Annotated in this window: 12 protein-coding genes; 10 read left to right on the top strand and 2 right to left on the bottom strand. The window is 49.4% G+C overall.

What is annotated here, in order from left to right; all coding sequences use genetic code 11:
* Positions 1-79 precede the first annotated feature (79 nt).
* Positions 80-2,485: a TonB-dependent receptor gene (locus tag KTO58_RS07595; protein ID WP_095839959.1), complete on the bottom strand. Its 2,406-nt coding sequence runs from the start codon at positions 2,483-2,485 to the stop codon at positions 80-82.
* An 875-nt stretch (positions 2,486-3,360) separates the two neighbouring features.
* Here KTO58_RS07595 and KTO58_RS07590 point away from each other — a divergent pair.
* The 4 genes from KTO58_RS07590 (at position 3,361) to KTO58_RS07575 (ending at position 5,986) form a co-directional block, all read left to right on the top strand.
* Complete coding sequence (locus tag KTO58_RS07590; protein ID WP_095839961.1) at positions 3,361-3,918, top strand: GNAT family N-acetyltransferase; 558 nt, start codon at positions 3,361-3,363, stop codon at positions 3,916-3,918.
* A 1-nt stretch (position 3,919) separates the two neighbouring features.
* Positions 3,920-4,657, top strand: coding sequence for a class I SAM-dependent methyltransferase (locus KTO58_RS07585; protein ID WP_095839962.1), 738 nt, complete (start codon positions 3,920-3,922; stop codon positions 4,655-4,657).
* Positions 4,658-4,702: 45 nt separating this feature from the next.
* A complete protein-coding gene (locus KTO58_RS07580) occupies positions 4,703-5,194 on the top strand; it encodes a GNAT family N-acetyltransferase (RefSeq protein ID WP_095839963.1) in 492 nt (163 codons plus the stop codon).
* Between the two features lie 273 nt (positions 5,195-5,467).
* Positions 5,468-5,986, top strand: a complete 519-nt coding sequence (locus tag KTO58_RS07575) for an EamA family transporter (protein ID WP_255408022.1) — start codon at positions 5,468-5,470, stop codon at positions 5,984-5,986.
* Between the two features lie 22 nt (positions 5,987-6,008).
* Here the strand turns inward: KTO58_RS07575 and KTO58_RS07570 are convergent, their stop codons facing one another.
* Entirely contained in the window at positions 6,009-6,647 is a 639-nt protein-coding gene (locus KTO58_RS07570; RefSeq protein ID WP_095839965.1) for a helix-turn-helix transcriptional regulator, read from the bottom strand.
* Between the two features lie 253 nt (positions 6,648-6,900).
* Between KTO58_RS07570 and KTO58_RS07565 the strand changes: the two genes are divergently transcribed.
* The 6 genes from KTO58_RS07565 (at position 6,901) to KTO58_RS07540 (ending at position 12,963) form a co-directional block, all read left to right on the top strand.
* A complete protein-coding gene (locus KTO58_RS07565) occupies positions 6,901-7,482 on the top strand; it encodes an NADPH-dependent FMN reductase (RefSeq protein WP_095839966.1) in 582 nt (193 codons plus the stop codon).
* Between the two features lie 72 nt (positions 7,483-7,554).
* Positions 7,555-7,881 carry a HesB/IscA family protein gene (locus KTO58_RS07560; RefSeq protein WP_095839967.1) on the top strand — a complete coding sequence of 109 codons (327 nt, stop codon included), beginning with the start codon at positions 7,555-7,557 and terminating at the stop codon, positions 7,879-7,881.
* 82 nt (positions 7,882-7,963) lie between these two features.
* Positions 7,964-9,409: a Fe-S cluster assembly protein SufB gene (gene sufB / locus KTO58_RS07555; RefSeq protein ID WP_095839968.1), complete on the top strand. Its 1,446-nt coding sequence runs from the start codon at positions 7,964-7,966 to the stop codon at positions 9,407-9,409.
* A gap of 63 nt (positions 9,410-9,472) precedes the next feature.
* Positions 9,473-10,237, top strand: a complete 765-nt coding sequence (sufC, locus tag KTO58_RS07550; RefSeq protein WP_095839969.1) for a Fe-S cluster assembly ATPase SufC — start codon at positions 9,473-9,475, stop codon at positions 10,235-10,237.
* Positions 10,238-10,295: 58 nt separating this feature from the next.
* Positions 10,296-11,612, top strand: coding sequence for a Fe-S cluster assembly protein SufD (gene sufD, locus KTO58_RS07545; RefSeq protein ID WP_095839970.1), 1,317 nt, complete (start codon positions 10,296-10,298; stop codon positions 11,610-11,612).
* Between the two features lie 103 nt (positions 11,613-11,715).
* Positions 11,716-12,963: an aminotransferase class V-fold PLP-dependent enzyme gene (locus tag KTO58_RS07540; RefSeq protein ID WP_304441910.1), complete on the top strand. Its 1,248-nt coding sequence runs from the start codon at positions 11,716-11,718 to the stop codon at positions 12,961-12,963.
* Positions 12,964-12,978: the final 15 nt, after the last annotated feature.

Here is a 12,978-nt window from a genome sequence, read left to right as displayed (position 1 = left end):
AGAAGGACAGCGACCGCTTTATTGGCCGCTGTCCTCCTTATTCCCTGCGTCCATTCTCAGGACCAGGTAAATGACGATGTTAAAACTTAAAAGTAACGCTCACCAGGAAGTTGGATTGCTTCTGCGGACGGGCATAAAACCCATCGCTCACCCAGTATTTCTCACCGGTCAGGTTATTACCCTTTATAGCCATCCGGAATTTGGGCGTGTTATAAAACAAGGTAGCGTCAAAGGTAGTATAGGATGGTAATACAAAAGTATTCGCAGGATCATAGAACGCATCCCCTACATACATAGCGCCCGCGCCAACACCCAGTCCTTTTACCGCTCCTTTTAAAATACTGTAACCCACCCAGATATTGCCTACATGACTGGGCGCACCTACCGTCCGCTTACCTTCTAGTTGCGGCGTCGCTTTCTTATACCTGTTTTCGTTATAACCATAGCCGGTAATGATATTCAAACCGGGCAACGGATTGCCAATGATCTCCAGTTCCACACCTTTGCTCTCCTGTGTACCATCTTGCACCGTAAATACCTGGCTTCCCCTTACCTCCCCTCTGGTGCTGTTTTTTACCTGAATATCATAATAACTGATCGTTGCCGCCAGTTTGTTTTCAAAGAGATCCAGCTTTACACCTCCTTCCAGCTGATTGGCCTGCTGGGGTTTAAATGATGTCACAGCACCGTCCGGCTGCAAAGTATTGGGAACATTCTTAAATCCATTCATATAGTTGGCAAAGATCGCCACCTTGTTCAATATAGGCTGATAAACCACACCGAACTTAGGAGAAAAGGACGTCTGCTTGTAGTCCCCGGTAGTAACCTGTGTCAGATTGTTCTTCGTTCCCTTGTTGTCGAAATAATCCACTCGCAGACTCGCCATCACCAACAACTGATTGGTAATATTCAATACATCGGAGAAATAAGCGCCGTAGCTATACTGACGACTACGCGTTTCCGGCGTATTCAGGGTGCCCAGACGCGCATCTACCGTTTCCACCCGTACGTCCTTGACAGTGCGGAGCGTATTCACCGTATCCAGTACCAGATTATTATACTTCAGGTCACGGTACTGATCCATAAAGTCAACACCTACTACCAGGCGGTTACGCATACTGCCAATCTTAAAATCACCGGTGAAGTTCTGTTGAAAATGTTTGCGCCCCATTCTGTCAGGAGCGTGTACACGGATACTCCTGGCTATAGTAGTATCCGTCAGCCAGGTCATGTCAAACAGGTACATGTTATCATAACCTCCCGTCGCCCACGCATAATTCGTGGTAGAAGTCCACTGCTCAGATAACTTATACTCCGCCTGCAGGAATATGTTGTTAGTAGACATGTTGGCCTTGAAAGAATTATCTATCAGGGAACGATTGTAGTCAAGTTTCAGCTGATCGTATGACTTGGCATTAATACCGGGCGATACGATCCAGGCAGTACTGGAAGTACCTTTATAACGTTGCATATCTGCGTCCAGCCGAACCGTGAAGCGGTCGTTCACTTTATACAATATACTGGGGGCCACTACAATGGTCGTCCCATGCCCCTGGTCCTGGAATGTATTCTCCTGCTGATAAGCCACATTCGCTCGGAAAAGCATGGTCTTATTATCATTCAAAGGCGTGTTAAAATCAGCAGTAAGACGGCTCAGGTCATAACTACCTTGCGTATAACTCACCTCGCCGGCAGTCTTGTCAAATGGCTTTTTGGTAATATAATTAACCAACCCGCCAAATGAAACCATCGAAGCACCAAATAAAGTGGAAGAAGGCCCCTTGATCGCCTCTACCCTTTCCACCGTCGCCAGGTCGATCGTCGTACGCGTAAATGTCGCCATACCATTACGCAGGTTATCACTCGTAACAAAACCACGCGAGAAAAATGCCGGAATACCAGCACCTGTCTTCGCAGGAGCCGCACCGGGTACATTACGGAACGATTCATCCAAAGTAACAGACAGCTGCTCACGTATCAGCTCTTTATCTATCACACTATATACCTGGGTATTCTCCAGGTACTTCAGCGGCAGACGACCCACACTGGCACTTTGCTTTTTGGAAGTAATAGTATATTTATCGCCGACAATTAATATCTCGTTGAGCGCTCTTGCACTGGTAGTCAGCGTAAAGTCAACATGCGCCGTCTCTCCCGCTTTCAACACAACCGTCTTTTCCTGCGTCGCATGACCCATGAATAGTATCGCAAGTTTGTAAGTCCCCGCTCCCAGTTCTTCAAAGTGGAAGGTACCGTCCCTTCCAGCCTGCGCCGTCTTCTTACCATTCAATACGATCGTCGCAAATTCGGCTGGCTGCCCGTCGCTGGTAGTCACCTTCCCCTTAATGCTACCGTCATCCTGATAGTGGACCATAGGCAGCTCATAACCGGAGAGCAGCCCGGCAGCCAGGGTATTATTACTCAGTTGAAAGAATAGGAATAACGAGGCTATCGTAGCGGCACGGTTGATAGATAATATCTTCATAGTACTGGAACAGTATTGTTTCTGCGCCTGCGAAGATAAATAGAACCCAAGCCGATCATTTACGCAATGCGGAATTTTTTAATGCACCGCATCCCTACCTCCCATAATTCCTGTCCAGGTAAATAAAATTCTTCGCATGATGCACCTTGTGCAACGATGGCGTGATAAATATCTTCTCCAGCCAGGTTAATTTGCCTACGAAAGTATCAAGGTACTCACTGGCATGCTCATAAAGCACATTAAGCCAGCACCCATATATACCAGTCAAAACCCAACGTAAACAACCGGTGCTGATAAGACCACAGCATGATCCCGAAAATAACGATCTTGCCAAAAAGCAAATAAAGAATAAGCGCTATTATATAACATAGGATATTGATCCAACCACCTTTATTACTCTCTATCTTTCTAGCTATAACAAGAATGATCCATTCAATGACCACAGATCCAAGTACAACCGCCCTATACGGCGCCTTTAACTCATTCAGTAATGATCTCTAAAGTATTACTCATCATGTTGGGAAGGTTTGAAGGGGTTATTTTTTCTCTTGTATCTTCAATATGTTGATTGACAGGGGGTATAACGCCTGATGGTGGCCCAGCTATAGGTGCAGCCTGTCATTAAATGTTAGGGGCCGAGAAAATAAATACTTTAAATACGTGGTGATACTATGCGAATCGGGAATTTTTTAAAAAGTGTCTCTGAACTGCCGGTCAAATCACACCTGGTGCAGTAATCTTATCATACGTAACATACCCACCACCGCTCATAACAAACTGGCGAGAAAATGCCAAACACCGCTCACAAATGATAAACCGGCCTCCCATATCTGAAAAGCGCAGTACCTTTACCGCTTCCATCAGACCTGCATAATATGACCAATCTACCTGTACTCACCTCCAACGAAATAATACTACGGCCGCTGGATGAAAAAGATATCGCCTCCCTCTTCCGCCTGTTCTCCCAGGATGCCGTTACCCGCTACATGGATATCGACAGCTTCAGCAACAGCGCCGAAGCAGCAGAGATCATCACCTTCTTCCGCGACGCCTACGAAAAAGGAGAAGGCATGAGATGGGCCATTACCCTCGCAGGCAAAGATGAACTCATCGGCACCTGCGGTTACCACCACCGCCATCACGAACATCGTAAAGCCGAGATCGGATATGACCTCCTTCCCCAATACTGGGGCAAAGGCATCATGACCATCGCCGTCAACCGCATGTTACGGTATGGCTTCAACGAAATGGCCCTCAACCGCATCGAAGCATTCGTCGACCCGGCCAATACCCCTTCCTCCCGGCTCCTGCGCCGACTCGGATTCCGCCAGGAAGGACTCCTGCTCGATGCCTTCTTCGAAAAAGGCCAGTTCGTCGACGCCGAACTTTACAGCATCCTTAAAAGAGAATACGATCACCTCAATTGTGTGTAATATGCAACAGAACATCTACGACAACAACGAATTCTTCGAAGGATACCAACAGCTGAGAGCCACCGAAAGCGGCCTCAATGCCGTACTCGAAGAACCCGCCATCTACAGCCTCCTCCCCGACCTCAAAGGCTTGCATGTACTCGACCTGGGCTGCGGCTTCGGACGCTTCTCCCGCTACGCCGCCAGCCATGGCGCCATCACCGTCACCGGCGTCGATATCTCCGAACGCATGCTCGCCGCCGCCGCCAACGAAAATAACCCCGACAACATCACCTACCTGCAATCCCCCATCGAAACCGTCTCTTTCCCCCCCGATAGCTTCGATCTCATCATCAGCTCCCTCGCCATTCATTATATACAAGACTACACACAACTTATCGCGCGTATGTTCACCTGGCTACGAGCCGGCGGTCAACTCACCTTCACCGTCGAACATCCCATGTCCACCGCCCGCGAAGAACAACAATGGATCACCGACCAGGCAGGCAACAAACTCTATTGGCCCGTAGATCACTACCACGACGAATCCATCCGCCACACCAACTGGTTCGTAGACAATGTCATCAAATACCACCGCACCACCGCCACCTATGTCAACACACTACTGACCGCCGGCTTCACCCTCCATCGCCTAGAAGAGCCTACCCCACTCCCCCAATTCGTACAACAACGGCCCGAACTGGCCGACCAGTTCCGCAGACCGCCGTTTTTACTACTATCCGCAAAAAAATTAAATTAACTTAGCGCCCTCGTTACGAATACCAACCATATAATAAAACCGACAATGCTTACCTTCAGACATGCCAGTGAGGCCGACCTCCCTGCGATTGTGGATATTTATAACAGCACCATCCCCGGCCGTATGGTCACCGCCGATACCGAACCAGTAACCGTCGCCTCCCGCGAAGCCTGGTACCACGCCCACTCCCCCGAACGACGCCCCCTCTGGATGATGGAACTCGACGGACAGGTAGCCGGATGGATCAGCCTCCAGAACTTCTACGGCCGACCCGCCTATAACGGCACCGCCGAACTCAGTATCTACCTTCACAAATCATCCCGAGGCAAAGGCCTGGGCCGCAAAGCCCTCCAGTTCGCCATAGACCAATGCCCCTCCCTAGGCGTCAACAACCTCATGGGCATCATCTTCGCACACAACGAACCTAGTATCAAACTGTTCCAATCCATGGGCTTCGAACAATGGGCCTTCATGCCCGATATCGCCGTACTCGATAATATCACCAGAAGCGTAGTCATACTGGGCAAAAAGATCTGATCCACCGCCGCCCTCTTCACCTCCGCCGGTAGCAATGACCTCGTCTCCAACCGCGCGCCGCCTACCAGCATATTCCACCTGCCCCTCGCAGATACCGTCCTGCTTAAACGATGCTTCCACCGGGGCAAATAAATACCCCTCGCCTGTGAATACCATATCCCTCCACCTTTCCTATAGCTCTCCTGTATCATTCCTATAGCATTCGTATAGTCATTGTATAAGCGAGGCATATAGTTGCATATACAATGCTTATACAACGCTTATACAACCTATATGCAACAAAACTGCAACTTGCTAATTATCAAAGACATAGAAATTACGCCATTTGCCGTGTCATATGCAGACAAATGTCTATGGCTATTTGCTTACCTTTATAGTATGTGGTGGATATATGCTTTACTTTCAGCACTTTTTGCGGCACTCACCGCCATTTTTGCGAAGATCGGGGTTAAAGAGGTCAACAGCGACCTGGCGACAGCTATCAGAACAGCCGTCATCCTAGTACTGGCATGGGGTATCGTACTGGTTCGCGGAGAAGCAAAAGGATTGCCCGACATCAGCAAGCATACTTGGATATTCCTCCTGCTATCCGGTGCGGCAACAGGCATGTCCTGGTTGTTTTATTTCAAAGCCCTGCAGATAGGAAAAGTAGCACAGGTAGCGCCCGTCGACAAACTGAGCGTAGCACTCACGATCATATTGGCCGTCGTGTTCCTTCACGAAGCCCTTACCTGGAAAACAGCCATCGGCGCCCTGCTCATCCTGGCAGGTACCCTCGTGCTGATACTGTAATAAAAAAGGAAAGATGATAAGATTATACAACGATCCGGTAGGCACAACGGCGGGAGCCCGCCACTATATGATCAATCCGGCTGATACTCACCTGCTCTCCCAGGATCGTACGGAACGTACGCAGCTCAGAAATACAAATACTCTCACATTTGGTGGCCGCACTACAGATCGGACAATGGTTCTCTATAAATAAAAAACCCTCCTCATCCCGGCGCCACTCCGCCAGGTAGCCTTCCGTCGTACGAATAGAAGCAAAAACCGCGATCCGCTCTTCTATGTCCACTATCTGATGTAAGGCCTGGGTATATTTTTCCAATTGCTCCTTCTCCCGCGCAGCAATCACCTTGTCCAATGCATTCTCACCGAACTCATGCCGGATCGTCTCCAGCAATTGTAAACTCAACTCCGCATGCGCATCCGGAAAACGGGCATGGCCCAAACCCGTCAAATCCCATCGCTGTACAGGACGACCTACCCCCTTCGCAGTAGTAGTAGCCACCACCAACCCTTCATCGGCTAGCTTCAGCAACTGCAACCTCGCTCCTTCACTCGTGATCCTCAACTCACCTGCCAACTCGGCAGCCGTTTGCGGTCCCCGCGTCTTCAACAGCAACAAAAATCGGTCTGCAGCAGTCCGGACTTTATGTATAGAATTTTCCAAGTTAGACCTTGTTTTATTTTCAAATGTCGTAATTTTGTGGGAGTAAAAAAAAATAATGCTGTGTTAAGTCTCTAGTGCAACCAGCCTTTTAATACTGGAAACAAAAGAAAATAACAGGAACTCAGGTCATCATACTTTTGGAAGCAAAATTGTAAGCGCCGGAAATAAAAATACTGATTTTCAAATAGATATAAAACGCAGCTAAAGTTTTAATACAACAACATAACAGCTTATTTAAAATATTGCGGCTCACATGAACGTCCTCATTTTTAGCGGTTCAATGGATAGCAGACCCTATACCGTGGCTAATCAACTGACAGCTTATCTCAGTAAGCAACTATCAGAAAATGGGTTCCAGCCGCAAATATTTAACCTGGCTAATGCCAGCATTCCGTTCTTTGAATACACCGGAGAAACACCCACGCCCGCCGTACAAAATATGTGCGATACCTTCCGGCAGGCCGATCTCCAGATATGGCTCACCCCTCTCTATCATGGCAGTATGACAGGCGTCATGAAGAACTGCCTCGACTGGCTCGAAATGACCAGCAAAGACGAAAAGCCATATTTAACAGGAAAGGTTGTAGCTTTGGTGTCCTGGGCGGACGGCACACAGGCCATGCAAGGCATCAATGCCATGGACGCAGTCGCCAAAGCACTACGTGCTTGGGTGCTCCCGTTCTCCGTTCCGATCATGAAAGATCACCTGTTCGATCAGGAAACGAGAATGTTCACCACGCATTACCAGAACAAATTCGACAAAATGATTCAGTTACTGGCTGAAGCCAGAACTTTAATGATATCCAGACCCTTACCAGTTACCGGCAATAATTAATCATTGCCTGAGGGTCAGGTACCATAATGGTCAACATTTATAATAAAAAGTACTAGATAGGAGGCATAATATATGATCACCGTTTCTGACAAAGCAGTTGAATATATCCACGCGCTGATGATCAAAGAAAATCATCCGGAAGGAACCTTCGTAAGGATCGGCGTAAAAGGTGGCGGTTGCTCCGGACTGGAATACGTCCTCAAATTCGAGAACGAATACCAGGATGGCGACCAGAAATTTGAAGACAAAGGCGTAAAAATCGCCGTACAAATGAAAAGTTTACTCTACCTCTACGGTACAGAACTCGACTACTCCGACGGACTTAACGGAAAAGGCTTGTTCTTCAACAACCCGAACGCCTCCCGCACCTGCAGCTGCGGTGAAAGCTTCGCCGTATAAGATATTATATTATCAGGCTCACTACGACAAACAACTTACTTAAACAGCCGTTCAGGGTAGAGGATTATATTAATAACGCATCATGAGAAACAGCAACGAAATAATTGATGATATAGCCAATAAGGAATACGAATTTGGCTTTACCACCGATATTGAAATGGATATCGCGCCGGCCGGGCTGAATGAAGATACCATCCGTTTTATATCCGCTAAAAAGAATGAACCGGAATGGTTACTCGAATGGAGACTCAAAGGCTTTCAGGCATTTAAAAAGATGCAATTCCCTAAATGGCAGCACTTCGATATGCCGGAAATAGACTTCCAGGCACTATCCTACTATGCCGCCCCTCGCAAAAAACCAGCACTCAAAAGCCTCGATGAAGTAGATCCCGAACTGATCGCTACCTTCGAAAAACTGGGGATTCCCCTCAACGAACAAAAAGCACTCTCCGGCGTAGCCGTAGATGCCGTGTTCGATAGCGTATCCGTTGTCACCACCTTCAAAGAAAAATTGAGCGAACTGGGCATCGTCTTCTGCTCCTTCGGCGAAGCCGTACAACACCACCCCGAACTGGTAAAAAAATACCTGGGTAGCGTAGTCCCTCACTCCGATAACATATTCGCCGCCCTGAACGCTGCAGTGTTCTCCGACGGCTCCTTCGTATACATTCCAAAAGGTGTTCGCTCCCCCATGGAACTGTCCACCTACTTCCGTATCAACGCCCAAAATACCGGGCAGTTCGAACGGACCCTCATCATCGCCGACGACGAAAGCTACGTAAGCTACCTCGAAGGGTGCACCGCCCCCATGCGCGATGAAAACCAACTCCACGCCGCCGTAGTAGAACTCGTCGCCCTCGAAAACGCCGAGATCAAATACTCTACCGTACAAAACTGGTACCCCGGCGACAAAGATGGTAAAGGCGGTATCTTCAACTTCGTAACCAAAAGAGGTATCTGCAAAGGCAAAAACAGCAAGATATCCTGGACACAAGTTGAAACCGGATCCTCCATCACCTGGAAATATCCCAGCGTAATCCTGCAAGGCGACGACTCACAGGGCGAATTCTACTCCGTAGCCGTTACCCGCAACAAACAAATCGCCGATACCGGTACCAAAATGCACCACCTCGGCAAAAACACCAAAAGCCGCATCATCTCCAAAGGTATCTCCGCCGGATATGGCGATAATACCTACCGCGGCCTCGTACAGGTAGGCCCAAGAGCTGCCAATGCCCGTAACTTCACCCAGTGCGACTCCCTGCTCATCGGCGATAAATGTGGCGCACACACCTTCCCGTACATCGAGTCCAGGAACAATACCGCCACCGTAGAACACGAAGCCACCACTTCCAAAATAGGAGAAGATCAAATATTCTATCTCAATCAGAGAGGCATTGAAACAGAAAAGGCCGTAGCCCTCATCGTTAACGGTTACGCCAAGGAAGTGCTCAACCAGCTGCCCATGGAATTCGCTGTAGAAGCACAAAAACTATTGTCCATCACCCTCGAAGGTAGCGTTGGATAATACCGGCAGACAGGCATCATTATAATTATAGCAAACGAAAAAACAACAGAGAAACAAAATATCATGCTGACGATTAAAAATCTGCACGCAGAAGTAGATGGAAAAGCAATTCTGAAAGGTATCAACCTGGAAATCAATGCGGGCGAAGTGCATGCCATCATGGGTCCTAACGGATCCGGCAAAAGCTCACTGGCTTCCGTATTGGCAGGCAGAGAAAACTACACGGTAACCGAAGGAGAAGTAATATTCGACGGCCAACAACTGCTCGACCTCTCCCCAGAAGACCGCGCCCGCGAAGGACTGTTCCTGGCATTCCAATACCCGGTAGAAATACCCGGCGTATCCAACCTGAACTTCCTCAAAACAGCGTTGAACGAGATCAGGGCATACAAAAACCTGCCCCCACTCGAAGCAAAAGAATTCCTGAAACTGACGAGAGAGAAACAGCAGCTGGTGGACTTCAATGCCAACCTCATGAACCGTTCCCTGAACGAAGGCTTCTCCGGTGGTGAAAAGAAACGCAATGAAATCTTTCAGCTCGCCATGCTCGATCCTAAACTCGCCATCCTCGACGAAACCGACTCCGGCCTCGATATCGATGCCCTCCGGATCGTCTCCAATGGCGTTAACAAACTCCGCAGCGCCGATAAAGCTTTTGTTGTGATCACGCACTACCAACGCCTGCTCGAATATATCGTCCCCGACTTCGTACACGTATTGTACAACGGTCGCATCGTGAAAACAGGCCCTCGCGAACTGGCACTGGAACTCGAAGAAAAAGGCTACGACTGGCTTAAAGAAGAGGTGCGCCTGAAAGAATCCGTATAATACTACGGCCCACCCTTTCAGACTGCTCCCCTGTTTTCTCAACATCAAGTATTCAAGAATGACGAGCGATATCACAATACCATTTCATCAATATATACTGGACGAAGCCGCCAACATCAACGTCGACGGCAACCAACCCCTGCTTCCCCTCCGGAAACAGGGCCTCGACCGGTTCAGACAACTGGGACTGCCCGACCAACGAACAGAAGCCTGGCGTAATACCAACATTCAACGATTCCTCAAAGAATCATTCTCCCTGAAAACATCTCAGAACGGCGTTACCAGCGAACAAATACAAGCAGGCAACATCCCCGGTCTCGATGCCTATCAGGTAGTACTGGTCAACGGTCACCTGCAGCCAGCGCTCTCTACACTGCCTACCAATACCAATATCATCATAGGCAGACTGAGCGAAGCCACCGCCAACCCGGCATTCCAATCCCGCTTCGATCAACATCCACACCTGCAAGACCAACACTTCGCAGCCATTAACACTGCCCTCTTCGCAGATGGCCTGTTCATCGAAGTACCCGCCAAGGCAACACTCGACAAACCACTGCATGTGCTCCACGTTTATACCGCCGAGCACCATGCCTTCATACAGCCTAGACACTTGTTCGTCGTACACCCACAAGGCGCCATCACCATTATCGAAAGCACCCTGGGACTCCATCCCAATGCCGTGACCTTCGTTAACAGTGTATCCGAAGTATACGTAGAAAATAATGCAGAATGCTGGCACTATAACATCCAGAGCGCTGCCCTCAACAGCCGCCATATCACACATACCGCCGCCGCCCAAAAAGCCGATAGCCGGTACCATCACTATAACTTCACGTTGCCACATGCCTCCCTGGTACGTAACAACCTGAGCGTAGCCCTCAATGGCAGCAACACCGAAACCAACATGCAAGGCCTCTACCTGGCCACCAACAACCAGCATGTTGATAACCACACCTTCGTAGATCACCTCGTACCCCATTGTAACAGTAACGAACTGTACAAAGGCGTACTCCTCGATAACGCTAATGGCGTATTCACCGGCAAGATCCATGTACACCGCGATGCTCAGAAAACAAACGCATTCCAGCAGAATAACAACCTGCTCCTGAGCACCAAAGCCAACATCAACTCCCAGCCACAGCTGGAGATCTATGCCGACGACGTTAAATGCAGCCACGGATTCACCGTAGGCCAGTTCAGCGAAGAATCACTGTTCTACCTCCGCGCACGTGGCATCGGCGAACATGCAGCAAAAACACTGCTGGTAAATGCTTTCGCGCATGATATCACCAACCAGGTCGATATCCCCGCCCTACAGCAATACCTCACAGACAAAATCGGACGGTACGTCACCGGCGTGTTAAATAACTAAAAAAGCAACCAACCGGATAATAACACCATTATCCGGTTTGCTTTTTCTATCCACTGCTGCAGGAAAAATGACTTGTATGCTTAACCATTAATCTCGGATGACAATGCTTGCAGACATCAATATACCCACTCCCGCTCTGGACCTGGACAGCATCCGGAAAGACTTCCCGATACTGGACCAGCAAGTGTTCGGCCAGCCCCTCGTATACCTGGACAATGGCGCCACCACCCAGAAGCCCAAAATAGTACTCGATACCCTCGAAAAATATTACACCCATTATAATAGTAATGTACATCGCGGCGTACACCAGCTGAGCCAACAGGCCACCGAAGCCTACGAACACTCCCGTATCACCATCGCAGAGTATATCAACGCTGCACATGCCCGCGAAGTCATCTTCACCAAAGGCACCACCGATGCCATCAACCTCGTAGCCGCCAGCTTCAGCCGCAGCGTCCTCAAACAAGGCGACTCCGTCATCATCTCCGCCCTGGAACACCATAGCAATATCGTGCCCTGGCAAATGGCTTGCGAATACACCGGCGCCTCCCTTAAAGTAATCCCCATCAACGAAAAGGGCGAACTCCGCATGGACCAATACGAAGCCCTCCTCGACGACTCCGTCAGGATCGTCTCCGTTGCCTACGTCTCCAATACCCTGGGTACCATCAACCCCGTAAAAGATATTATCCGCCTGGCACATGCCCGCAACATCCCCGTGATGCTCGACGCCGCACAGGCCGTACAACACCTCCACATCGACGTACAAGCACTCGATGTCGACTTCCTCGCCTTCTCCGGCCATAAACTATATGGACCCACCGGCATCGGCGTACTCTATGGCAAAGAAGAATGGCTCCATAAACTGCCCCCCTATCAGGGCGGCGGCGATATGATCAAAACCGTCACCTTCGCCAAAACCACCTACAATGAACTGCCCTACAAGTTCGAAGCTGGTACCCCGGATATCTCCGGCGCCATCGGACTCGAAGCAGCCATCAAATACATCAAACATATCGGTCTCGAAAACATCCAGGCCTGGGAAGAACAACTCCAAACCTACGCCTTGGAAAAACTCCAGACCATCAAAGGCCTCCGCCTCATCGGCCAAGCCACCCACCGCTCCGGCGCCATCTCCTTCCTCGTAGACAATATACATCCCTACGACCTCGGAGAGCTGCTCGACAAACAGGGCATCGCCGTCCGCACCGGACACCACTGCACCGAACCCCTCATGGACCTCTTCCAGATCCCAGGCACCGTTCGTGCATCCATCACCTTTTATAATACCATAGAAGAGATAGACCGCCTCGTGGCCGGCATCGAAAGAGCCGCCGCCATGCTGCGATAATCTCCGCGAGATAGA

The sequence above is a fragment of the Chitinophaga pendula genome, from assembly GCF_020386615.1.
In the GTDB taxonomy this organism is placed as follows: Bacteria; Bacteroidota; Bacteroidia; order Chitinophagales; family Chitinophagaceae; genus Chitinophaga; species Chitinophaga pendula.
Note: the sequence above shows the minus strand (reverse complement) of the source record. Positions and strands in the feature narration are given on the sequence as shown.